Origin of the sequence: Myxococcus sp. XM-1-1-1, assembly GCF_020037095.1 — a bacterium.
Lineage (GTDB): Bacteria > Myxococcota > Myxococcia > Myxococcales > Myxococcaceae > Myxococcus > Myxococcus fulvus.
Window position 1 is genome coordinate 38,064 of record NZ_JAIQDH010000039.1, and the last position, 21,940, is coordinate 60,003.

20 protein-coding genes and 1 riboswitch are annotated in these 21,940 nt (G+C 70.5%); of the genes, 4 read left to right on the forward strand and 16 right to left on the reverse strand.

The annotated features are described in order from the left end of the window. Positions 1 to 52 precede the first annotated feature (52 nt). The 4 genes from K8640_RS40805 to K8640_RS40820 all read right to left on the reverse strand — a co-directional run bounded on the left by K8640_RS40805 (position 53) and on the right by K8640_RS40820 (position 8,151). On the reverse strand, positions 53 to 1,726 hold the full coding sequence (locus K8640_RS40805) for a hypothetical protein (protein WP_223752008.1): 1,674 nt from the start codon (positions 1,724 to 1,726) through the stop codon (positions 53 to 55). 93 nt (positions 1,727 to 1,819) lie between these two features. Next, positions 1,820 to 1,900: riboswitch (cyclic di-GMP riboswitch) on the reverse strand. Between the two features lie 75 nt (positions 1,901 to 1,975). Beyond that, positions 1,976 to 2,944 (reverse strand): FecR domain-containing protein, encoded by a 969-nt coding sequence (locus K8640_RS40810; protein WP_223752009.1) that lies wholly within the window; start codon positions 2,942 to 2,944, stop codon positions 1,976 to 1,978. Between the two features lie 36 nt (positions 2,945 to 2,980). Beyond that, a complete protein-coding gene (locus K8640_RS40815) occupies positions 2,981 to 4,828 on the reverse strand; it encodes an ATP-binding protein (RefSeq protein WP_223752010.1) in 1,848 nt (615 codons plus the stop codon). Then, positions 4,825 to 8,151: a response regulator gene (locus K8640_RS40820; RefSeq protein ID WP_223752011.1), complete on the reverse strand. Its 3,327-nt coding sequence runs from the start codon at positions 8,149 to 8,151 to the stop codon at positions 4,825 to 4,827. Before K8640_RS40820 ends, K8640_RS40815 begins: the two co-directional genes overlap by 4 nt. A 198-nt stretch (positions 8,152 to 8,349) precedes the next feature. Here K8640_RS40820 and lexA point away from each other — a divergent pair, with 198 nt between their 5' ends. Further along, positions 8,350 to 9,015 (forward strand): transcriptional repressor LexA, encoded by a 666-nt coding sequence (gene lexA, locus K8640_RS40825; RefSeq protein WP_046714584.1) that lies wholly within the window; start codon positions 8,350 to 8,352, stop codon positions 9,013 to 9,015. 33 nt (positions 9,016 to 9,048) lie between these two features. On the opposite strand, the gene K8640_RS40830 is transcribed toward lexA, so the two are convergent. The 4 genes from K8640_RS40830 to surE all read right to left on the reverse strand — a co-directional run bounded on the left by K8640_RS40830 (position 9,049) and on the right by surE (position 13,194). Further along, the gene (locus K8640_RS40830) at positions 9,049 to 10,188 is read right to left on the reverse strand and encodes a lipopolysaccharide assembly protein LapB (protein WP_223752012.1); all 1,140 of its coding nucleotides are present in this window, start codon (positions 10,186 to 10,188) and stop codon (positions 9,049 to 9,051) included. A 15-nt stretch (positions 10,189 to 10,203) separates the two neighbouring features. Then, positions 10,204 to 11,328, reverse strand: coding sequence for a hypothetical protein (locus K8640_RS40835; protein WP_223752013.1), 1,125 nt, complete (start codon positions 11,326 to 11,328; stop codon positions 10,204 to 10,206). A 124-nt stretch (positions 11,329 to 11,452) separates the two neighbouring features. Further along, positions 11,453 to 12,409 (reverse strand): peptidoglycan DD-metalloendopeptidase family protein, encoded by a 957-nt coding sequence (locus K8640_RS40840; RefSeq protein WP_223752014.1) that lies wholly within the window; start codon positions 12,407 to 12,409, stop codon positions 11,453 to 11,455. A 2-nt stretch (positions 12,410 to 12,411) separates the two neighbouring features. After that, positions 12,412 to 13,194: a 5'/3'-nucleotidase SurE gene (surE, locus tag K8640_RS40845; protein ID WP_223752015.1), complete on the reverse strand. Its 783-nt coding sequence runs from the start codon at positions 13,192 to 13,194 to the stop codon at positions 12,412 to 12,414. 79 nt (positions 13,195 to 13,273) lie between these two features. Here surE and K8640_RS40850 point away from each other — a divergent pair, with 79 nt between their 5' ends. Further along, on the forward strand, positions 13,274 to 14,341 hold the full coding sequence (locus K8640_RS40850) for an ADP-ribosylglycohydrolase family protein (RefSeq protein ID WP_223752016.1): 1,068 nt from the start codon (positions 13,274 to 13,276) through the stop codon (positions 14,339 to 14,341). Positions 14,342 to 14,460: 119 nt separating this feature from the next. Here K8640_RS40850 and K8640_RS40855 read toward each other — a convergent pair whose 3' ends face one another. The 4 genes from K8640_RS40855 to K8640_RS40870 all read right to left on the reverse strand — a co-directional run bounded on the left by K8640_RS40855 (position 14,461) and on the right by K8640_RS40870 (position 16,873). Beyond that, the gene (locus tag K8640_RS40855) at positions 14,461 to 14,637 is read right to left on the reverse strand and encodes a hypothetical protein (RefSeq protein ID WP_194869062.1); all 177 of its coding nucleotides are present in this window, start codon (positions 14,635 to 14,637) and stop codon (positions 14,461 to 14,463) included. 384 nt (positions 14,638 to 15,021) lie between these two features. Next, positions 15,022 to 15,447, reverse strand: coding sequence for a type II toxin-antitoxin system RatA family toxin (locus K8640_RS40860; protein ID WP_223752017.1), 426 nt, complete (start codon positions 15,445 to 15,447; stop codon positions 15,022 to 15,024). 33 nt (positions 15,448 to 15,480) lie between these two features. Beyond that, on the reverse strand, positions 15,481 to 16,449 hold the full coding sequence (gene glpX / locus K8640_RS40865; RefSeq protein ID WP_223752018.1) for a class II fructose-bisphosphatase: 969 nt from the start codon (positions 16,447 to 16,449) through the stop codon (positions 15,481 to 15,483). Positions 16,450 to 16,462: 13 nt separating this feature from the next. After that, positions 16,463 to 16,873, reverse strand: coding sequence for a thioesterase family protein (locus K8640_RS40870; protein ID WP_223752019.1), 411 nt, complete (start codon positions 16,871 to 16,873; stop codon positions 16,463 to 16,465). Between the two features lie 100 nt (positions 16,874 to 16,973). Here K8640_RS40870 and K8640_RS40875 point away from each other — a divergent pair, with 100 nt between their 5' ends. Continuing rightward, the gene (locus K8640_RS40875) at positions 16,974 to 18,590 is read left to right on the forward strand and encodes an alkaline phosphatase family protein (RefSeq protein WP_223752020.1); all 1,617 of its coding nucleotides are present in this window, start codon (positions 16,974 to 16,976) and stop codon (positions 18,588 to 18,590) included. Positions 18,591 to 18,605: 15 nt separating this feature from the next. Here the strand turns inward: K8640_RS40875 and K8640_RS40880 are convergent, their stop codons facing one another. Together K8640_RS40880 and K8640_RS40885 are read right to left on the reverse strand one after the other, a co-directional pair. Then, entirely contained in the window at positions 18,606 to 19,076 is a 471-nt protein-coding gene (locus K8640_RS40880) for a DUF2730 domain-containing protein (RefSeq protein ID WP_223752021.1), read from the reverse strand. 151 nt (positions 19,077 to 19,227) lie between these two features. Next, positions 19,228 to 19,989, reverse strand: a complete 762-nt coding sequence (locus K8640_RS40885; RefSeq protein ID WP_223752022.1) for an alpha/beta fold hydrolase — start codon at positions 19,987 to 19,989, stop codon at positions 19,228 to 19,230. 104 nt (positions 19,990 to 20,093) lie between these two features. On the opposite strand from K8640_RS40885, the gene K8640_RS40890 reads away from it, so the two are divergent. Continuing rightward, positions 20,094 to 20,798 (forward strand): YafY family protein, encoded by a 705-nt coding sequence (locus K8640_RS40890; protein ID WP_223752027.1) that lies wholly within the window; start codon positions 20,094 to 20,096, stop codon positions 20,796 to 20,798. Between the two features lie 3 nt (positions 20,799 to 20,801). Here the strand turns inward: K8640_RS40890 and nadC are convergent, their stop codons facing one another. After that, positions 20,802 to 21,683 carry a carboxylating nicotinate-nucleotide diphosphorylase gene (gene nadC / locus K8640_RS40895; RefSeq protein WP_174816738.1) on the reverse strand — a complete coding sequence of 294 codons (882 nt, stop codon included), beginning with the start codon at positions 21,681 to 21,683 and terminating at the stop codon, positions 20,802 to 20,804. An 11-nt stretch (positions 21,684 to 21,694) separates the two neighbouring features. Next, positions 21,695 to 21,940, reverse strand: a 246-nt coding sequence (locus K8640_RS40900; protein WP_223752023.1) for a hypothetical protein, incomplete at its 5' end; no start/stop codon positions are given.

Below are 21,940 nucleotides of genomic sequence, written 5' to 3' on the forward strand. Positions count from 1 at the left end.
GCATAGCAGCAGGAGAACTGGGGGATGAAAACGGTTCAGGACGCACGGAAGTCTACAGGCTGCGTCCCCTTCGCCGAAGTTCCTTCCGCGAAACCAACACCGGCTCACGCCGAGGACGCGCCAGCGACCACGCCAACAGCGCCAGCCCCACCGCCCCGGACGTGGTTCCGCTCGTACTGCACCCGAAGCCCCGCGCGTCTTCGCCCGGCTCGAAGGTCAGGGATGACACCCCGCCCACCGTGAGGGAAATCGGTGTGATGGCCTGCCCGGCGACCTGCTGCGAGCCCGCGGGCGACACCGTCGCGCCACACTCGGACGCGGTGCCGTACACGCGGATGCGGAACGAGCTCCCTGGATTTCCGGAGATCAGCGCGGCGAGCCACGTGTTTCCGCCCAGCGTGACGTCACGCGCCACGAGCGACACGGTGGGCTTGAAACGAGACGGGTCGACGATTTCACGCCCGTCCAGCCACACCCACCCGGACGTGGCGCGCTCGCCGCTGTAGCCGTTGTCGACACACATCACCCCGGCGCCCTTGCCGTGGAACCCCAGCGAGACGGCGTTGGGCTGTCCCGTGGTGCGCGCCACCTCCAGCGCGGCGAGCAGCGGCGTCTTCCCCGGCTGCTTGCACACCTCCTCCGCGGTCCGAGTCGGCGCGGGAGAGGCCGTCGGCGCGACATCGCACGGTCCATCCGGAGGGAGCTGGAAGGTGAAGCTGTGCACGTCGAAGTCACCGTTCTTCGACACCGTCCACACGACGCGCACGGTGCCGTCGTCGGACACGCTCAGGTCGTTGAGGTTCTCGTTGTCCGGCGAGTCGGTGAGCAGGTACAGCGTCTGCGTGTCGAGGTTGTACAGCGCGATGTCGAAGTCGCCCTTGGTCGGGTCCCTCCGCTCGAAGGCGATCAACGAGCCGCTGATGCTGGGGTTCGCATCCAGTCCCGGCAGCGCGAGCCGCTGCTCGGTGCCACCGTTCACCGGCTTCCAGTAGATGTCCCGGTCCGAGACCCCGTCGACGGTGCGCGTGCTCGCGTAGACGACGAGCTCTCCGTTGGTGTCCGGCTGGGACTCCTCGCCCTCGCTGCCGGTGAGCGCCTGCGAGTAGAACGCGGCGCCCTCCCGCCGCGCGCGCCAGATGTCGCACTGCAGGCCCTCCGCGTTGCACTTGGCCCAGACCACCGTCTGGCCGTCCGGCGCCACCGCCGGCGTGCGGTCCAACATCCGGTCCTCGGTGAGCCGCGTGAGCGTGCCCTGGTCCAGGTCGTAGAGGGCGATCTCCGGCTCGAGCGTGCTGCCCGTGAAGCCGAAGTCCTGCCACGCCACGGTGCGCCCGCCGATGACCGCCGCCCTGCGGCTGCTGCCCGGCTGGGGCGCCAGCTCCCGCGCCGGCAGCCCCGCGCCCACCTGGTACGTGTAGATGGCGCTGGAGGCGCTGACGCGGGTGAAGACCACCGTGTCCCCGCTGATGTCCGAGACGAAGTCGAACGCGCCCTCGTTGGGGATGGCCGCGTCCTCGCCGGACACCAGGTCGTGGTAGCGGATCTCGCTGCGGCCTCCGGACTCGTTCGTGTACGCGACCAGCGCGCCGCTCACGTGCGGGTCCGTCTGGTCTCCGGGGCTGTCGTTCACCACCTTGGCGAAGCCGGACAGCGTTCCCACTTCGGGGGTGTCCGCGGAGGCCAAGGCAGGGAGCAGGCACGTCACGAGGGACAGAGCGCGCAGCATCGGAAACCACCTTCCCGGAAGGACGCTGGAACCACAGACCCATGCCCGCACAAGGCAGCAGTGGGCCCGGAGTCCTCCCCGGAGCTGGTTCCCCACGGCAACCACGGCCGGCCTTGCTTCGGGCCCCGCGGCTTTGCGCACCAAGGCTTTCGCCCTGGATTGCCCTTGAACAGGAATGACTTCGCGACGAAGTCTAGGGAGACCCCCTGCCAGGGGTCAAGCCGACCGCCTGCCAGGACGCTCGGGGTTTCAGGGGCTTGAATCGTTCGCCTGATTCCAGATGTCCGAGTCCGTCTTCAACGGCGGCGGGCGCGTGTCGACGATGACCTCGGCCTGCTCGCGTTGTTCGACACGACCGACGCCCACGGCCCGCACGTCCACGGTGTTGGCGCCCTCGCGCAGCTTCACCTTGCGCTCGAAGCGGCCCTCCGCGTCGGCGAGCACGCGCACGTCGTTGACCTGCACGCGGCTGCCCGGCGTCGTCTGCCCCCGCACGAGCAGCTCCTTCTCGCGGCGCGTGCGCTCGGAGGGCCAGTCCACCTTGAGCAGCAGGCTGGTGGGGACGGCCGCGGGCTCGGACGGCGCCTGTCCGGGGCGCACCACGGACTGCTGGCCCGCACGGACGATGACGACCTTGCCCTGCCCCAGCAGCGTCACCTCGCCCTCGCGCGTGCCCACGGCCACGGTGCCCTGGCCGTTGTTGCTCATCGTGAAGGCACCGGACTCGTGCAGGGTGGCCACCGCGTCGCTCTGCGCGGCCTTCACCTCGAAGGTGTGGCGCTTGCCGGGGCGCACCACGGCGGTGGCCATGCCGCTGGCGAGCAACAGGCGCGACGCGGACTTCGTCAGGTCCTCCACGGACACCTCGGTGCCCGGGTCCATGCGGAACTCCACCGCCTCGCCGCCGATGAGCACGGCGTACGAGCCGTCCTCCGTGCGCACCTTGTCGTGGCGCCTCAGCGCCATGCCCACGGACGCCTTGCGCCACGCGCCGCTGCCCTCCTTCACCTCCACCGTGCCGGTGACCTCGGTGAGCTCCAGCTCCATCGCCTTCTCCACCACCGGCGCCACCACGGGGACGACGGGCGGGGGCGGCGGCGTCGGCGGCGCGGGAGGCTGGCGCAGGAAGAGGAACCAGCCCAGGGGCAGGGCCGCGAGGATCAGCACGAGGCCGACGTAGAAGGGCGTCTGGCGCCGATGAGTGCGGGGCTCGGCCATGGAGTCCTCCTAGCTATCACAGGCCGCGTGGGATGCTCAGGCCCTCGGCAGCTCCACGGTGAAGCAGGCCCCCTGCCCCACTTCCGAGCGGACGCTGAGTGTTCCTCCCGCCTCCGTCACGACGCGCCACGACACGCTCAGGCCCAACCCCACGTTGGACCACACATCCTTCGTGGTGAAGAAGGGCTCGAAGATGCGCGGGCGGATGTCCGCGGGGATGCCCTTCCCCGTGTCCTCCACCTCCAGGAACGTGCGCCCGTCGCGCTCACCGGTGCGCAGCGTGAGCCTGCGCGTGGGGGACTTCATCATCGCGGTGCGCGCGTTGGACAACAGGGCCAGCACCACCTGCGACAGGTGGCCGGGGTCCGCGCGCACGCGGCCCATCCCGGGCGCGAGCTTCGTCTCGAGCGTCACGCCGTCGCTGAGGATCTGGTGCTCGGTGAGGCTGAGCGCATCGCGCACCACGGCATTGAGGTCCACGGGGCGCAGGTCCGGACGCTCGCGCTGCTGGGAGAAGCGCAGCAGGTTCTGGGTGATCTCCTTGCAGCGCTTGGCGCTCTGCTCGATTTTGCGCAGCGTATCCAGGTCGGGGTCCGCGGAGCCGCGGTCCAGCATGAGCAGCTGCACGTTGCCGAGGATGCCGGCCAGCGGGTTGTTGATTTCGTGCGCCACGCCCGCGCCCAGCTGTCCCACCGCCGCCAGCTTCTGCGCCTCGAGCAGCTGGGCCTGGGCGCTCTTGAGCTCACCCGTGGCCTCCTCCACGCGCACGCGCAGCTCGTCGTTCCATCGCAGCATCCGCGCGCGCGCCGCCTCCAGCTCCGCGCCCATGCGGTTGAAGGTGTTGGCCAGCTCGCTCAGCTCGTCCTGCCCCTCCACCTTCACGCGCTTGTCCAGCTCCCCCCGGCCGAAGGCCTCCGCGCCCTGGACCACGTCCTCCAGCCGCCGGTTGAGCCGCCGCGTGAAGAGCGCGCCCAGGCCCAACAGGACGAAGAGCGCGCCGCCGATGGAGAAGAGCACCGTGCGCCGCATGGCCCGCACGGGCGCCAGCGCCGCGGCCTCGTCCACCTCCACCACCACGTCGAAGCGCAGGCCTCGCGACACGCGCGCCACGCTCACCCGGCGCGGCGGGTCTTCCAGCCGGAAGCTGCGCACCACGTCCGGCTCCGGCGCCGTGGGCGCGAGCAGGTGCGCGGCGACCTCCGGCGAGAGCGTCACCATCCGCCGCTCGGGCTCGGAGCTGGCGAGCACCCGGCGCTCCTCGTCCACCAGGTCCACCCGACCCAGCGCGCCCGGAGGACGGCGGCGCAGCGCGGCCTCCAGCGGACCGAAGACCACCTCCGCCAGCGCGAACGGCGCGTCCTCGCCCTCGGCCAGCTTCACGGCGACGGCCACCGCCGCCCGGCCGCTCTCCGCGTGCACGTACGCGCCGCCGAGCGCCGCCTGCCCCTTGCCGCCGCCCCGCAGCTGCTGCACGGGCACCGAGCCCACCATCCGCTCGAGCCCCGTTTCACGGAAACCGGGGTGCCCCTCCGTATCCCGGGGGCGGAACACGGGCGCGCCCACCGGCTGGCCCCGCGCGTCCAGCTTGAGCACGGCGCTCACGGCCTGGGACTGGCCGTAGAGCAGCCGCAGGCCGCCCACCGTCTCCGCCTCCGTGGCGGCCTGCCAGTCGATGAGCTCCGCGGAGCGCGCCAGCGCGTCCACCACCTCCATGAGGGTGGAGCCCACGGCCTCCGCCGCCGCGGCGGCCTGCGTGCGCTGCTCCGCGTCGATGCGGGCGACGAGCTCCGCCTCCGCGCGCGACAGCAACAGGAAGCCGACGGCGGCCAGCGGCAACACCGTCGCCGCGAGCATGAACAGGACCAGCTGCTGGTAGAGCCTCACCCGGCGACGGAGCGTACCACCTGCTCGCGGTCACTGCGCAGGTAGACGGAGCCCTGGATGGCCTTGGCGCGCTTCTTCATGTCGGCCGCCCGCCGGGCCAGCTCCGCGTGGTCCTGGGTGCCGTCGGTCATCACCGCGACGATGGACACGCTCATGATGGGGAAGCGCCGGCGCTCCCCGAAGCGGTCCTCCGCCTCGATGTGCCCCCGCTCCCGGTCCTGCCGGTCGTAGTAGAGCGGGATGATGCGGTCGAAGGTCTCGATGGCCGTCTGGCACACCCGGTCCACCGACTCCGGCGAGGCGATGAAGACGAAGTCGTCCCCGGCCACATGGCCCAGGAAGTCCCCGGCCACGCCCTCCTGCGCGAAGATCTCACGCATCAGGTCGCCCGTCTGACGCACGACGCCGTCCGCCTTCGCGAAGCCGTAGTAGTCGTTGTAGGCCTTGAGGTTGTCCAGGTCCAGGTAGCAGAAGGCGAAGGGGCGCCGGGCGATGAGCCGCCGCTGCACCTCGCGTTCAATTGCGGTGGAGCCCGGCAGCTGCGTCGTCGGCGAGGCCGACAGCTCCTGCTCCTTGCGGCGCAGCACGCTCTCCACCCGCGCGCCCAGCTCCAGCGCGTCGAAGGGCTTGGTGAGGTAGTCGTCGCCGCCCAGCTTCAGCGCGCGCACCTTCGAGGACGTCTCCGCGCGCGCGGAGATGAAGATGACGGAGATGTGACCGCTGGCGCGCTCGGCTTTTATCTCCTCGAGGAAGAGGAACCCGTCGCCGTCCGGCAGCGTGACGTCCAGCAGGATGACGTCCGGCCTGCGCTCGCGCAGGGCGCGCCGGCCCTCCTCCAGCGAGCCCGCGACCGCCACGTCGAAGCCGATGTTCTCCAGCACCTCGCGGCAGATGGCGGAGATCTTCGAGTCGTCGTCCACCACCAGCACGCGCCCGTGCGCCGGGCCCGCGCGGCCACGCACCAGCGAGTCCACCGTGGCCAGCAGCTTGTCCGGCGTCAGCGGGCGCACCAGGAACGCGTCGGCGCCGGCGCGGAAGGCGCGCTGGCGCTCGTCGAACGCGGACGTGAGCAGCAAGGGCGCGCGCCGCGTCTCCGGGTCGTGCCGTAGAATCTCCGCCAGCCGCAGGCCGTCCACGTCCGGCAGGCGCACGGACACCAGCACCATGTCCGGGTGGTGCTTGCGCGCGCTGGACAGGCCCTCCTCGGCGTTGAACGCGAGCCGCACCTCGTAGCCGCGCGCGGACATCAGCGCCTTGGCGATGTAGCCCACCTCGTGCTCGCCCTCGATGACCAGCACCCGCCCCCGGCTCTCGCGCCGCTTGGGGGACTGGGCCTCGGCGGCGTCGTCCGACTGCCGCAGCTCCGCGGGAGGCTCGGTGGGCAGCACCGCCATGAAGCGCACGCCGTCCACGCACGGCTCGCACCAGATGCGCCCGCCGTGGGCCTCCACGATGTTGCGGCAGATGGCCAGGCCCAGGCCCGTGCCGCGCACGGTGCGGTTGGCCTTGGTGCGCGCCTGCTCGAAGCGGTCGAAGATGCGCTCCAGGCTGTCCTCGGCGATGGGGTCTCCGCTGTTCCAGCAGGAGAGCACCACGTAGCCGGGCAGGCTGGACGTGGCGTGCAGCTCCACGCGCACCTCGCCGCCCTCGGGCGTGAACTTCACCGCGTTGTTGAGCAGGTTGTTGAGGACCTGGTTGAGCCGGTTCGGGTCCGCGATGACGCGCAGCGGGTGGCGCGGCAGCCCCGGCGTCACCTTCACCCGCTTCTCGTCGAAGGCCGGGCCGTACTTCTCCACCACGCGCTGGACCAGCTCGTCCAGGTACGCGACCTCGAAGTTCATCCGCAGGCGGCCCTTGGCGAACTTCGACAAATCCAACAGGTCGTCGACGATGGTGTTGAGCTTCTCGGTGGAGTCGCGCGCCAGCGACAGGTAACGGCGCTGCCGCTCGTTGATGTCGCCGGCCATGAAGTTGAGCACCAGGTCCAGCGCGCCGGAGATGGACGTGAGCGGCGTGCGCAGCTCGTGGCTCACCATGGAGACGAACTCGTCCTTGCGCTCCTCCAGGCGCTTCTGGTCGGTGATGTCGCGCAGCACCACGCACACCCCGCGCAGCGTGCCGCGCGCGTCGCCCACCGGCGTGGTGGTGGTCTGCACGTGCCGGTCGAAGAGCTTCACCTCCTCGCGCAGCACCTGCGTGCCGCTGTACTCCCAGCCGCGCACCAGGTGGAACGGCTGGAAGCCCAGGCGCTCCTCCATCATCCGGCTGGTGTGCTCCGCGGGGTCGTCCCCCACGTGCAACAGCCTTCGCGCCGCCGGGTTCATCACCACGATGTCGTTCTTCTCGTCGGTGAGCACCACGCCGTCGGCCATGGACTCCACCATCCGCTCCATGCGGTGGCGGGCCTCCTCCTCGGCCGAGCGCAAGGACTGGATGGCGTCCGCCGTCTGGTTGGCGAGCACGTCCAGCAGCACGCCGTCGTCCTCGGTGAACGCGTCCGAGCGCTGGCTGAACAGCGACAGCATGCCCACCGGACGCCCGCCGGCCACCAGGTTCACCGTGAGCTGGCTGGGGTAGACCGCCGGCGCCGCCGCGTCCTGCGTCGTCGTGCCCGCCACGCGGGTGATGACGCGGTCCTCCGGAAGCAGCAGGCCGGAGCTCTTGCGGTACGCGCCGAGCATCGACTCCTTCACGCCCAGCAGCGCCTGCTCCCCCACCGTGCCGTGACAGCGCAGCCGCAAGGTCGCGCTGCGCGACTCGTCCGGGGCGATGAGCGCCGCGCCGCAGTCGTACGGCAGCACCCTGGCCACGGCGATGAGCACGCGGTCGATGATGTTGTCGTAGCTGGCCGGATCATTCGCGCTCGCGCGGCTGACCTCGTAGAGGACGAACAGGGCCTCCACGCGCTGGTGGAGCTGGCGGATGAGCCGCTCCTTGTCGCGCCGCAGCTGCGTGTACTCCACCGCGTTCTTCACGGTGATGAGCAGGTCGTTCACGTCCCAGGGCTTGGTGATGTAGCGGTACACCTGCCCCTGGTTGATGGCCGCGATGAGGTCATCGGGGTCCGTGAAGCCCGTGAGCAGGAGCGTGGTGACGTCGAAGCCCTCGGCGCGTGCCGTCGCCGCCAGCTCGATGCCCGTCATCTCCGGCATCCGCTGGTCCGTGACGAGCACGTCCACCGTCTCCCGGCGAAGCACTTCCAGCGCGGCCTGCCCGCTCAGGGCCGTGAGCACGCGATACCGGCGCTGGAACATCCGGGTGAGGATGTCCAGGACGTCGGCCTCATCGTCGACGAAGAGCAGCGTGTGGCGGAGTTCGGACAAAGCGGGCGGAATTGTACGTCGAGTTCGTCCACTACCCTCAAGAACTGAGAATGCCGAAAAGATGGGCACGCACTCCAGGTGCGCGGTGGGACACTGAACGAATTGACTCTACACGTCTGTTCAGGGAGAGTGGACACTGAAAGCCTGTTGCCTGGGCAACCGCCCTGTAGCAATCAGGCCCGCCGAGCGAGGGAGCGCATGGAAGAGCTGACGGACCGCCAGCGCGAGATTCTCAGCTTCATCGTGAAGGAGACGGAGACTCGCGGATTCCCGCCCACCATCCGGGAGATTGGCGAGCACATGGACATCCGCTCCACCAACGGGGTGAACGACCACCTCAAGGCGCTGGAGCGAAAGGGCTACCTGAACCGGGGCGAGCAGCAGAGCCGCTCGCTGGTGCCCACCAAGCGGGCCCGGCTGCTCTTGGGCCTGGGCGCCAAGCGCGATGCGGGCATGGTGGAGGTCCCCCTGCTGGGCAAGGTGGCCGCCGGCGCGCCGCTGCTCGCGCAGGAGCACATGGAGGACTCGGTCAAGATCGACAGCTTCCTTTTGGGAGGCGTCAACGGCCGGGAGGTCTTCGCCCTGCGGGTGAAGGGCCAGTCCATGATTGACGACGGAATCCACGACGGCGACTACCTCTTCGTGAAGAAGACGCCGGCCGCCCAGCCGGGCGACATCGTGGTGGCGCTCATCGAGGACGAGGCCACGGTGAAGCGCTACTACCCGGAGGGCGACCGCATCCGCTTCCAGCCGGCGAACGCGACCATGCAGCCCATCTACGTGAGCCGCACGGAGTTCCGCTCGACGATGATCCTGGGCCTGGTCGTCGGCGTGTACCGGAAGATGCAGGGCGGACGCGCGTAGCGGCCTTGCGTGCTCCTGGGCTCCCCGTGGAGCTCAGGGGCACTTCTTCTGGGCGGGGTCCGCGGCCAGCACGCGGGCACACGCGGTCTGCTGGAGCGCGACGTCCTTCAAGTCTCGCGCGAGGCGCGCCGTGGTGAGGTGGAGCTCCGCGTCCTTCGCCATGTCCTTCTCGGCGCTCAGGTTGCCCAGGATGCGCAGCGCATCCGACTTGCGCTCCATGGTGACGAGCAGGTCCGCCAGCTCCCGCAGCTCGCGCACGTCGTTGCCCTGCACGGTCTCGAGCGCGGCGGCGAGCTCCTGCTCCGCGCCCTCCTTGCTCTTCATCGCGAGCTGGATGCGCGCCAGCGCCACGTGGACGATGGCGCGGTCCTTCACGCGCAGGGACTCCTTGTAGGCGGCGATGGCGTCGCCCGGCTTGTCGAGCTGCAGGTGGATGGTGCCGACCAGCTCCCACAGCGTCGGGTCTCTCGGGGACTTGCTGGCGGCCTCCTGGTAGGCGGCGGCGGCCTCGGGCAGCTTCTTGGCGCGCACGAGTGAGTCCCCCAGGGTGGTGAGCACGCCCACGGTGCGCACCCCCTCGTTGGCGGACTTCTGCGCCAGCGCCAGGATTTCCGGCTCGCGCCCCTGCTTCGTCAGCACGTCGACGGCGCGAAGGATGAGCTCGGACTTCGCCTCCAGATGGGAGGCGACGTTGGCGGCGAGGATGAAGTGGCGGACGGCCTCCTCGTGCTCGCCCTTCTTGAAGTGGATTTCGCCCAGCTGCTCCAGCGCGTTGGCATCGTTGGGGTACAGGCCGATGGCCTTGCGCAGCGAGCTCATGGCCTCGTCGGTGCGGCCCAGCTGGGCCTGGACGAAGCCCAGGCGGCTCCAGTTGGTGGAGCGCTTGGGCTCCAGCTTGAGGGCGGCCTCGAACTCGGTGGCGGCCTCGGAGATCTTCCCCATGGAGAGGTAGACCTCGCCTCGGGCGGCGGGCAACCGGGGGTCATTGGGGGCCAGCTTCTGCATCTCGTCGAAGGACGCGAGCGCGGCGGTGAACTGGCCCTGGAGGTACTCGGCGGTGCCCTTGATGTAGAGGCCCTCCGCGTGGTCCTTGGGCGTCACCGTGGGGCGCTCGTCGCACGCGGCGGCGGCGAGCAGGGCAATCAGCGGGAAGGCGCGCAGGCGCTGGAACATGAGGGGCTCCGAATCCTAGAAGTGGTACGCGATGCCCAGGTTGAGGTCCAGATTGAGGCCATCGCCGAGCTGGGATTCCGCCAGGCCGAGCACCGCCTGGGCGACGTTGGTGCCCGCCTCCAGCTGGACGCCGACGTGGCCGGCGATGAGGTACTCCAGCCCGATGAAGCCCACGACGGTGGGCAGGGGGCCGGTGGACTGGAAGATGCCGAAGTCGCCGAAGGACAGCTGCACGCCCAGGCCGAAACCCCAGTACGGGCGCAGGGACTTCTCCACGTTGTGGTAGTGGCGCGCGCCCACGACGCTGGGCAGGACGTTGAGGCCGCCCTTGGCGCCCTCGGTGGTGGACTGCACGTAGGAGAAGCCCACCTGGATGAAACCGAGCCACTCGGGGTGGAACCAGTAGCCCACCTCCACGTCGGCGCCCGGGTTCAGGGTGGCGAGCTTGTCGACGAAGTTGTTGTTGATGCGCAGGCCCAGGGACAGGCCGCCGCCGCCCGTGCGGGGCGCTCCGCCAATCAGCGGTCGGGCACCGTGGTTCTCGCCGGGGTTGACGAGCTCGGCGACCAGCGCGTCGGCGATGGCGTAGACGGTGGGGAACAGCGTGTCGGCCTCGGGGGACTCGGCGCGCGGCTTCGCGAGCGTCAGCCCCGCCTCCGTGTCCACCAGCCGGGCGGTGAGCAGGTACGAGTCGCCAAAGCGGTCCACGCGTCCGGACACGACGTAGCGCGCGCCGGTGAGGGTGGCGAGCTGCTGGAGGCACGGGCCGACGTCGCACGTCTCGAGCTCGGCGAGCTGGCGGCGGCGCTCGGCGTCGAGGGACGCCTCGATGTCGCGCTGGGAGATGACCCAGAGGCGGGGTGACTCGGCGAGGCGCGCGGTGATGAGCGAGGTGACGCCCGTCACCGAGTCACGCGCGGAAGGATTGGAGTCGAACGCGAGCACCGCGACGCTCATCGGCGCTTCGTCTGGAGCGGGAGCGGACGGCGCGGTGACGGCGGGAGCTTCGGAGGCTGGAGGCGTTGGGGCCGAGCCCACCTGCGGAGCCTCGGGGGGCGGCACCGACGCCACGGGGGACTGTGCCCACGCGGAGGGAGCAAGGACGAGGAGGACCACGAGCTGGGCGAAGACGCGCGACACGGCGCGGGACTCTACCCTTCCCCGGCCCCCACCCGGAGGGCCTGCCCGGCCTCGATGGAACATTCTCACGGGAACCCGCCCCCAGCAGGCGACGAGGCGAGCCCCGCCCTCCCCGGCCAGGCGCTCACAGGCTGGGCATCGGCCCCAGGTAGTCGAGCGGGTCCACGGGCTTCCCATCCAGCCGCAGCTCGAAGTGCAGGTGCGGACCGGACGTCTTGCCGGACTCCCCCACCGTCGCGATGACCTGCGAGCGGCGGACCTTCTGCCCCGTGCGCACGCGCAAGTCGCGGTTGTGCGCGTACAGCGTGATGAGCCGGTTCTCGTGCTCGACGATGACGATGTTGCCGTAGCCGCGCTGCTCGCCGGCGTAGAGCACCGTGCCCTCCTGCGCCGTCTTCACCGGCGTCCCCGAGGGCGCCGCCAGGTCGATGCCGTCGTGCGGCTCGCGCCCCTTCTTCCCGAATCTCCCGTACAGGACGCCCTTGAGGGGCCAGTCGATCATCCCCTGCGTGGCCAGCCGGGGCCGCGCGCCCGGACGCGACACGGGTCGACGCGGCGGCTCCTCGCGCCGCGCCACCACCGGCCCACCGCGACGGGGCGGGGTCTCCACCGAGGTGCGCACCGGCTCCGGGTCCGCCTCCGCCGCGATCGTTTCCGGCGCATCCACCGGCACGCGCCGCTCCACGCCCGGAATCGTCAGCTCCTGGCCCACCGCCAGCGAGCGCACGTCCTTGATGCCGTTGGCGGACTTGAGCTCGTCCACCGTGAGCCCGTACGTCTTGGCGATGCGGTACACCGTCTCGCCCGCGGCCACGCGGTGGCGCACGGCCACCAGCTCCGGCTCGTCGTGCGAGGAGCGCAGCGCGAACGGGAACGCCCCCGACTTCGGCGGTGGCGCTTCACCCGACGCGGCGGACGCACCGGCTCCGTCACCCGAGACGGCCTGCGACCTGGTCTCCTGCACCAGCGAGAGCTCCGTCCCGGAGGAAGACGCCCGGGGGCCCACGCAGCCCGTCACGACGACGGTCGACAGGAGGAACAGGAGCGCCCTGGCCGCTCGGATGCAGATGCCGGGCCTCAACGCTAGGCACCATCCGGCTCGTGTCGGGCGAAGCCCTGGAGGTTCCACCCTCCCAGGTCCTCGAGGCGACCATGGTCCGTCAGGTCCAGGTGCAGCGGCGTCACCGACACCCGCTTCGCCAGGTGCACGGCGTTGCAGTCGCTGCCCGGGATGTCCTCGTGCTGATAGTCGCTGCCGCCAATCCAGTAGTACTTCCGGCCGCGAGGGTCCTCCTTCTCCACCACGCCGTAGCCGTACGAGTGGCGCCCCAGCCGCGTGACGCTGTAGCCCTCCGGCTCCACCCCACCCGGGATGTTCACGTTGAGCAGCATCCGCTTGGGCAACGGACGCGACAGCGCCTCCGTCACCAGCGCGCGGGCGAACCGGGCCGCGGGCGCGAAGTCGAACGTGCCTCGCGCCACGAGGCTGAACGCGATGGCGGGCACCCCCAGGAGGGCCCCTTCCATCGCCGCCGCGACCGTCCCCGAGTAGGTGACGTCTTCGGCCAGATTCGAACCGTGGTTGATGCCGGACACCATGAGCGTGGGGCGATCATCCTTCAGGAGATGGACGATGGCCAGATAAGCGCAGTCGGTCGGCGTCCCGTCGATGGCGAACCACCGCTCGCGGACCTCCTTGATGCGCAGGGGCCGGTGCAGGGAGATGGCGTGGGACGCGGCGCTCTGCTCGCGGTCCGGCGCCACCACCCAGACCTCTCCCAGCGGCGTCACCGCCTCCACCAGCGCCTGGAGTCCCTCGGAGAAATAGCCGTCGTCGTTGGATACGAGAATCCGCGGTTTCCGCATGGCCGCGCGGTTGTAGAGGAGCCCTCCGGAGTGGGCAAGCACACTCGGGGACCGCGCTGCTACAGTGTCCACCCGCCGAATGCCGCCGCCCCGTCGCCGCAATGCCCCTCAGGGGCCTGATCCGCTCCTCGCCCAGCGACGCAGGGGCGCCCTGCTGGGGCTCGCCGTGGGCAACGCCCTCGCGGTGCCCACCGCGCACCGGCCCCTCCACGCGCCCGCCTTCCCCACCCTGGCGGACGGCATCTACACCGCGATGTCCGGTGGAGGACCCCAGCAGTTGCGCAAGGGCCAGGTGACGGAGGAGGTCCACCTGGCCTGCGCCCTGGGCCACAGCCTGCGGGACTTCAAGCGCTACGACGCCGCGGATGCCCTGCGCCGCTACCGCGCCTGGCAGCCCCACGCCTTCGACGTCAGCGAACCCCTCAAGGAAGTGTTCGAGGAGTGCCAGTCCGGCCTGCCACCGCTCGGCGCGGGCCGCCGCGTGTGGCTCCGGGGCCACCGCAAGGCCGTGGGCGCCGGCAGCCTCGCGCGCGTCGCCCCCCTGGGCGTCTACCTGGCGAGCGACCCGAAGGCCCGCACCCAGGCCTCGCTCGAGGACTCCGCCCTCACCCACTACGACCCACGCTGCCAGCTTGCCTGCGCGAGCCTCACCGCCGCCATCGCCAAGGCCGTCACCAGCGGCGCGGAGCTCAAGCTCGAGGACGTGCTCACCGCGGCGGAGTCCGGCCTGCTGCTCGCCGGCGCGGCGCTCGGCCGCTCCGCGCCCGACTACGTCCAGGAGGTGGCCTTCGCCCAGCAGCTGCTGCGCGAGGACCTGGCGCGCGCCCGGGACGACGACCCGCGCCTGTACGGCCCGGAGCTGCACGTGCACCGCGCCCAGCACGCCATCCACGTCGCCTTCCGGCTGGCCTTCTGGGAGCTCCTGCACGCGCCCACCGCCCAGGCCGCCCTCATCGACGTCATCCACCGGGGCGGAGACACCGAGGTCCACGGCGCCGTCACCGGCGCGCTGGTGGGCGCCTTCCACGGCGAGGAGGCCCTGCCCGCCGAGTGGCGGAAGCACGTGCTGGAGGCCCTCTCCACCCAGAAGGGCCCCCTGTGGGACGTCTACCACCCCCGCCACCTGCTGGGGCTCGCGGCCACCTGAGGGCCGTCCCCGCCCGGGCCCAGGATGCACGAAGCCCGCGGTGGACCGTCCTCATCGGGACGTCCGCCGCGGGCTCCTGGCCACACGACGCGGCCATGGGGCCGCGTGAGGTTGTCTCTTCACGAGAGCATGTCGATGACCACCACGCCCCGCTGGGGCTTCTCTTCCTCGGTCTCCGTCCGCCGCCGAGGGCGGTCGTCCGGCATGGGCAGCGGCAGCTCCACCACGGGCCTGTCGTGGTCCTCGCGGCGGCGCTCGCGGCGCTTGATTTCCTCGATGATGAAGGCGTCGAGCATGGGTCTTCCGTCTCCCCTCAGCCTACGTACCCCGATGTACGCCCGCCGTCCCGCCCGAAAAGCGCTTCGACTTCCACGACACTCAGATGCAAATTAAGAACCCCGGTTCCGCACTGGGTACGCTGCCGCCATCTCGCACGGTTGCTCGTCCGCCATCCGACATCAGGGCCAGGGGAACCGTGGCATAGATGTCATGGACATCCGAAACTTCCGGTCGGGATGGTGTTGATTCTAATGCCCTCACGACGGCCCGCAAGCAGACCCTTCTCGGGCACACGTCGCCCTTCAGGGAGGTCAGCCTCCCTGCTGGAAGGGCTCGCCCGCCTGCCTGCCGCGTGACAGGCGGGGTCAACGTCCGGCAAGGGGTCCGGGTGGACCCCTGACTCAGGGCGACTCCGCGCGCTTCTTGAAGGCGTCCAGCATCTTGGGCAGCGAGGTGTCCACCAGGGCGTTGACGACGGCCTTGGGCACGAGCAGCCCCAGGGCCATCTCCACGTTGTAGGTCGCGCGCGTCTTGCCCTCGCCCTCGGCCTCCAGCAGCCAGCTGCCCTTGTTGTCCTTCATGACCTCGCCCTCGATGAAGGTCCAGGCCATGCGGCGCGGGCGCTCCTCCACCACGCGGATGGAGTAGCGGACGGTCTTCATCACGTCGACCTTGTAGTGGACGTCGACGGTGTCGCCCTTGCGGTTGGCGGTGCGGATCTCCTTCACCTCCGGGAGGAACTCCGGGTAGCGCTCGTACTGCGTGATGACATCGAACACCTTCTCGATGGGGGCGTTGATGACGATGGTCCGCGTGGCGCCAGGCATGGTGTCGGTCTCCGAAAGCGTCGAGGGGACGGCCTAGATGGAAGCGTATCCCGGCTTCTTGTCGAACTTGTGCAGGGACTGGATGAAGCGCACGGTGCTCGTCTTGCTGCGCATCACCACCGAGTGCGTCTCGCAGCCGCCGCCGAAGAAGCGCACGCCCTTGAGGAAGTCGCCGCTGGTGACACCCGTGGCCGCGAACATCACCTCGCCCCGGGCCAGCTCCTCCGCCGCGTAGATCTTCGCCATGTCGGTGATGCCCATCTTCTTCGCGCGCTCGACTTCGCCCGCGTTGCGGGGCACCAGCCGGCCCTGCATGTCGCCGCCGGTGGCGCGGATGGCCGCCGCCGCGATGACGCCCTCGGGGGCGCCGCCGGTGCCCATCAGCACGTCCACGCCCGTGCCCTCGAAGCACGTGGCGATGGCGCCCGCCACGTCACCGTCCTCGATGAGCCGGATGCGCGCGCCCGCGGCGCGGATCTCCTTGATGAGGTCCTGGTGCCGCTCGCGGTCCAGCACCACCACGGTGAGGTCCGACACGTAGACCTTCATCTTCTCCGCGATGGTACGCAGGTTCTCCGTGGGGCTCTTGCGCAGGTCGATGGCGCCCCGGGCCTTGGGGCCCACCGCCAGCTTCTCCATGTACGTGTCCGGCGCGTTGAGCAGCCCGCCCTTGCTGGCCATGGCCACCACGGTGATGGAGCCCGGACGGCCGTAGGCGCACAGGTTGGTGCCCTCGAGCGGGTCCAACGCGATGTCCACCGCGGGGTCACCGTCGGCGCGGCGGCCCACCTTCTCGCCGATGTAGAGCATGGGCGCCTCGTCGCGCTCGCCCTCGCCGATGACGATGGTGCCGTCGATGTGCAGCGCGTCGAAGGCGCGGCGCATCGCGTCCACGGCGGCCTGGTCCGACTCGTTCTTGTCCCCACGGCCCATCAGGCGGGCGGAGGCGATGGCCGCCATCTCGGTGACGCGCACCACCTCCATTGCCAGGTTGCGATCCATCTTCTGTGCTCCTTCAAGGTCCTGCGTTCGGATTTTCCAGCAGCCGGGCCACGGACTCCGGCAACCGCGTGGGCTTGCCGTCGCGCCCCACGCACGCGTGGAGGGTACGACCGGTGCACAGCAACGTGCGCGGCTCGCCCTCGCGAAAAAGCTCGTAGGTGAACACGACCGAGGCCCGCCGCAACTCGCTCACGCTCGCGCGGATGACGAGCATGTCGTCATAGCGCGCGGGCGCCTTGTACGCGCAGCTCGCCTCCGCCACGGGCAGCATCAACCCGGAGCCCTCCAGCTCCCGGTAGCTGCCACCGCGCGCGCGGAAGAACTCGCTCCGGGCGAACTCGAAGTAGCGGAAGTAGTTCGCGTAGTACACGACACCCATCTGATCGGTGTCGCCGTAGATGACGCGAAGTCGGGCCTCGACCATGAGGGCGCGGACCGTAGCAGGGGGTGGGCGCCTGCGTCCAAGCCGCGACGTACCTTCTGGATTGCATCCACGCGGCCGGGCAGTGCAGCTTCTCGGACGTATGATTCGCGCCCTCGTCCTGACCGCGGTGCTGGCGTCGCTCCCCGCCGCCGCGCGTCCTCCCCGACTCACCCTGCTCATCACCGTGGACGCGCTCGGCAGCGACGTCCTCTTGCGCAACCGGCCCCGGCTCCAGGGCGGCTTGGGTCAACTGCTCGACAGTGGCGCCTACTTCCCGTACGCGCGCTATGGCTACGCGAAGTGCCGCACGGCGCCGGGCCACACCACGCTGGCCACCGGCGCCAACCCGTGGCGCCACGGCATCGTCGACAACCGCTGGTGGGACCGGGCCTCGGGCAAACGGGTCTATTCGTTCGTGGACCCGGCGCACCCGGTGCTGGAGGCCGCGTCCAAGCCGGGCCAGGACGCGAGCCCCGTCAACCTGATGGCGGAGACGCTGGCGGACCGGCTGCGCATGGCCACGCAGCAGCGCGGCAAGGCGGTGTCGATGTCGCTCAAGTCCCGCTCGGCCATCGCCATGGCGGGCCGGCTGGGTCAGGCGTGGTGGTTCGACGAGGACAGCGGCAAGTTCGTCACCGGCACCTGGTACGCGAAGGAGTTCCCCCAGTGGCTCCAGCAGTTCAACGCGCGCAAGCTTCCGGACCGGTCCTTCGGCAAGACATGGGAGCTGTCGCGTCCGCGCGCCGAGTACGTGGGCGAGGATGACCTGCCCCACGAGGCGGACTCGTACGGCCTGGGCCGCGTGTTCCCCCACCCGCTCATGGGAGGGTTGAAGGCGCCGGGGACGGACTTCTACAAGGCGTTCGGCGTATCCCCGGACTCGCACGAGTTCCTCGTGGAGGCGGCCAAGGCGGCCATCGCCGGCGAGGGACTGGGCAAGGACGCGGTGCCGGACCTGCTCATGGTGAGCTTCAGCGGCACGGACAACGTGTTCCATGAGTACGGCCCGTACTCGTGGGAGATGCAGGACACGGTGCTGCGGTTGGACAAGGCCCTGGGGGAGCTCATCTCCGCGGCCGAGCGCGCGGCGGGCGGTCGCGCCAACCTGAGCATCGCGCTGGTGGCGGACCACGGCGGAGCGGCGGCGCCCGAGGAGTGGGCCGCGGCGGGACTGCCCGCGCAGCGGATGCACCCGAAGGCCATCAGCGAGGGAATCACGGCGATGGTGAAGGAGCGCTTCGGGCCGGATGTCACCGTGGCGATGGAGGAGCTGGACGTGTACCTGGGAGGCCCCGCGCTGGCGTCGGGCAAGGTGGATGGAGCCCAGGTGCGGCGCGCGGTGGTGGACTGGCTGAAGAAGCAGCCCATCGTGGTGGCGGCGGTGACGCGCGAGGAGCTGTTCTCCGCGCCGGACCCGGCGGGCCACCTGGCCACGCTGCGCAAGGGCTACTACCCGGAGCGCAGCGGCGACGTGCTCTACATGCTGGCCCCCTTCCAGGTCGTCTACTACGACGCGCAGGGCAGCACGCACGGCTCGCCGTACTCGTACGACTCGCAGGTGCCCGTGGTGTTCGCGGGCAAGGGCGTCAAGCCGGGCACGTACATGACGGAGCTGGACCCGGTGGACGTGGCGCCCACGCTCGCGGCGCTGATGGAGATGGGCATGCCCGCGTCGACGGAGGGCAAGCCCCGGGCGGAGATCCTCACCGGCAAGTGACGCGAGTCCCCGGTCCTAGGGGGTCTTCGCGATGAGCTTCTGGACGGCGTCGAGCTCCGCCTCCACCGACTGACGCTGGGTGGAGAGCTGCTGCAACTGGAGCTCGAACGCCTTGTCCACCTGCTGGATGTTCGCGATGCGCGACTCCAGCGTCCGTCCCTCGCGCGAGCCAGGTGGGTGCTTCGCCGCCAGGTTGGACAAAACGCCAATCAGGTGGCTGAGCTGGTTGCGCGACTGGAGGATGTGCTGGGCCTGGAGCTCCAGCTCGGACTTCTTCGTGGTCAGCACCGACAGTCGCGCCTGCGAGGCCGCGAAGCCGGTGCGGGGCACGCTGGCCGTGGGCTGGAACGCGTCCTTGGGAGACGCGCTGGCCCTCCCCGGTGTCGGCGCCAGGGGCTTCGGGTCAGGCGGACGTGCGGGGACGGACGCCTTCGGCGGAATGTCCGGCAGCCCTCGGGCCCCGGGCTTCTTGGGAAACTTGATCATGGTCGGCTGGGGGATGACGGCGCGACGCTGGCCCTACGCTTCGAATCTTCACATCACGACATTTCCCGGCAACGCCCGCACACCACGAATGCCCACCACGCGACACCCTCGCCGCCCTTCGGAACGAGGATGAGGCCGACGCGTCCGTGGATCAACTTGTGGTCGCGAGGAACCGATCCAGGACGCCATTCACCCACACAGGCGCATCGAGCTGGAGCCAGTGTCCGGTGACGGGTTCCACCTTCAGGCACGGCAGCTCGGACACCACGTGCTGGTACGCGTCCGGCCCCTGGTTGTGCGCCGTCACCACGGACAGCTTGGGCCCGGGGTAGGCCCGCAGCGCCGTCACCGGGTCGAACGTCAGCAGCGCGCCCAGTCCGGAGCGCACCGCGCGCCGCGGGGTTGCGCGCAGGCCCGCGAGCACCTGCGCCCGGACCTCCTCGCTGGACGGCGCGAGCATCGGCGCCCAGTACTCCTCCACGACGGCCAGCCACGCGTCCGAGCCCAGCACCGCCATCAACCCCTGGGCCTGCTCGGCGGGAATCTGGCGACCGTCGGAGGCGGGGTCCAACAGCAGCAAGCCCGCCACGCGCGAGGGGTTCGCCGCCGCGTACGCCGCACACACCGCTCCGCCCAGGCTGTGTCCCACGAGCACGAACCGCTCCAGCTTCAACCCATCCACCACCGCGGCCACATCCGAGGCGAAGTCCTCGACGGTGGCATCCGCGGCCTGCGTGAGCTCGGACTGGCCGTGGCCGCGCAGGTCCAACGCGAGCGCGCGACGCGACGTGCGCAGGTGCTCCAGCTGCGCGCGCCAGTGCTTCGTGCTCCCGGCGCTCGAGTGGACGAACACCACCGGAAGCCCACCCACGCCACCATCATCCACGTACAGCTCACCCGCCGTGCCCTTCATGACGACCTCCAGGAATCGAGAGCGCGTCCAGCCGCGCCATGAATCCTTGAGTACGCCCCATCCCTGTCAGAATCTGTCACCAAATGACACGAGTCAGCCGAGTGATGCGTCTGGTGGACTTCCTGCGGGGGCGCGAGGCCACCACCGTGGGGGAGATTGCCTCCGCGCTGGAGGTGAGCGAGCGCACCGTCCACCGGGACCTCGCCACGCTGCGTGAGCAGGGCCTGCCCATCGCCAGCGACACGGGCCCGGGAGGTGGCGTGCGCCTGGAAAGGGACAGGGGCGTCACCGCCGTCCACCTGTCCGTGGAGGAGGTCGTCTCGCTGTGGCTGATGGCGAGCCTGTCCTCGACGGGGAGCGCGCTGCCGTGGGGGGACGCGGCGCGCTCGGGGCTCGACAAGCTCTTCGCCAGCGTGCCGAAGGAGCGCGCACGCGGCATGCGCGAGCTCTGCCGACGCGTGGTGGTGGGGAAGCCCGCGACGGAGCGGGTGCTGGCGGAGCTGGGGACTCCGCCCCGGGAGCTGCTCGCCGTGTTCGAGCAGGCCTTCCGTGAGCAGGTGTGCCTGTCCTTCGACTACGTGGACCGGCATGGGAAGAAGAGTCGCCGGTGCGTCGAGCCGCACGGGCTGCTCGTCGAGGCGCCCGTCTGGTACGTGCTCGCGCGCGACGTGGAGAAGTCCGCGGCGCGGATGTTCCGGATGGACCGCATCCAGCGGCCCCGCCGCGTGCCCGGGCGCCACTTCACGCCAGACATGGAGGGGCTGCAGGCCCAGGCCCTCGCCCAGAAAGGCAAGGGCCCGGAGCAGTGACGCTCAGCCCTGCGTGGGCGTCGCGCGCGGACGACGCGGCTTCTTGGTGCTGGTGATCTCCAGCGACAGGTCCATGGCCCGCGCCGAGTGCGTCAGCGCGCCCATGGAGACGAAGTCCACGCCCATCTTCGCCAGCCGGGGCAGCCGGTCCAGCGTGACGCCGCCGGAGACCTCGAGAGGCACGCGGCCCCCCGCGAGCTTCACGGCCTCGCGAATCTGCGCGTCGTCCATGTTGTCGAGCATCACCACGTCCGCCCCACCCTCCAGGGCCTCCGCGAGCTGCTTGAGGTTGGTGACCTCGATTTCAATCTTGCACAGGCGCGGGCCATTGGCCTTGGCGCGCTTGAGCGCCTCGGAGATGGAGCCGCCCACCGCCGCGATGTGGTTGTCCTTGATGAGGACGCCATCGAAGAGGCCGAAGCGGTGGTTGGTGGCGCCGCCCATGCGGACGGCGTCCTTGGCCAGCACGCGCATGCCCGGCGGCGTCTTGCGCGTGTCCAGCACCTGCATCTTCGAGCCACGCACCGACGTCATCGCCTGCTGAGCCAGGGTGGCGATGCCGGCGGCGCGCTGCACGAGGTTGAGCGCGGTGCGCTCGGCGGCGAGCAGGGAGCGCAGCCGCCCGTGACATCGGGCGGCCACGACCTTGGGTTTGATCTCCTGGCCGTCCTGGCGGACCAGCTCCACCTCGACGTCCGGGTCGACCTTGTGAAAGACGCGCGTGAAGGCCTCCAGCCCCGCGAGGACCAACTGCTCCTTGGCGACCAGCTCAGCGCTTCCCTCCGCGTCGGGAGGGATGAGCGCTTGCGAGGTGACGTCTCCCGCCGCCCCCAGGTCTTCGTCGAGGGCGAGGTCGATGAGCCGATCCAGGTAATCCTGCTGCACGTCTCCTCCTGCTACCGCCGGGCCTTCGCCCGTGCCGAGGGCTTCGCCCGGGTGACCTTCTTGGCCGCCGCCTTCCGGGCGGAGGCCTTCTTCGCGGTGGCCTTGCCACCCGTCTTCTTGCCCGCCGACTTCGCGGAAGCCTTCTTCGTGGCGCCCTTCTTCGCGGCGGCCTTGCCCGCGGCCTTCTTCGTGGCGCCCTTCTTCGCGGCGGCCTTGCCCGCGGCCTTCTTCGTGGCGCCCTTCTTCGCGGCGGCCTT

Bases quoted from the DNA above. Each gene is read 5' to 3' on its own strand.
- K8640_RS40870 (WP_223752019.1), bottom strand. From the start codon at position 16,873: ATGGTCGAGGCCCGACTTCGCGTCATCTACGGCGACACCGATCAGATG.
- lexA (WP_046714584.1), top strand. From the start codon at position 8,350: ATGGAAGAGCTGACGGACCGCCAGCGCGAGATTCTCAGCTTCATCGTG.
- K8640_RS40885 (WP_223752022.1), bottom strand. From the start codon at position 19,989: ATGAAGGGCACGGCGGGTGAGCTGTACGTGGATGATGGTGGCGTGGGT.
- surE (WP_223752015.1), bottom strand. From the start codon at position 13,194: ATGCGGAAACCGCGGATTCTCGTATCCAACGACGACGGCTATTTCTCC.
- K8640_RS40830 (WP_223752012.1), bottom strand. From the start codon at position 10,188: ATGTTCCAGCGCCTGCGCGCCTTCCCGCTGATTGCCCTGCTCGCCGCC.
- K8640_RS40880 (WP_223752021.1), bottom strand. From the start codon at position 19,076: ATGATCAAGTTTCCCAAGAAGCCCGGGGCCCGAGGGCTGCCGGACATT.
- K8640_RS40850 (WP_223752016.1), top strand. From the start codon at position 13,274: ATGCCGCCGCCCCGTCGCCGCAATGCCCCTCAGGGGCCTGATCCGCTC.
- glpX (WP_223752018.1), bottom strand. From the start codon at position 16,449: ATGGATCGCAACCTGGCAATGGAGGTGGTGCGCGTCACCGAGATGGCG.
- K8640_RS40860 (WP_223752017.1), bottom strand. From the start codon at position 15,447: ATGCCTGGCGCCACGCGGACCATCGTCATCAACGCCCCCATCGAGAAG.
- K8640_RS40875 (WP_223752020.1), top strand. From the start codon at position 16,974: ATGATTCGCGCCCTCGTCCTGACCGCGGTGCTGGCGTCGCTCCCCGCC.
- K8640_RS40855 (WP_194869062.1), bottom strand. From the start codon at position 14,637: ATGCTCGACGCCTTCATCATCGAGGAAATCAAGCGCCGCGAGCGCCGC.
- K8640_RS40810 (WP_223752009.1), bottom strand. From the start codon at position 2,944: ATGGCCGAGCCCCGCACTCATCGGCGCCAGACGCCCTTCTACGTCGGC.
- K8640_RS40805 (WP_223752008.1), bottom strand. From the start codon at position 1,726: ATGCTGCGCGCTCTGTCCCTCGTGACGTGCCTGCTCCCTGCCTTGGCC.
- K8640_RS40890 (WP_223752027.1), top strand. From the start codon at position 20,094: ATGCGTCTGGTGGACTTCCTGCGGGGGCGCGAGGCCACCACCGTGGGG.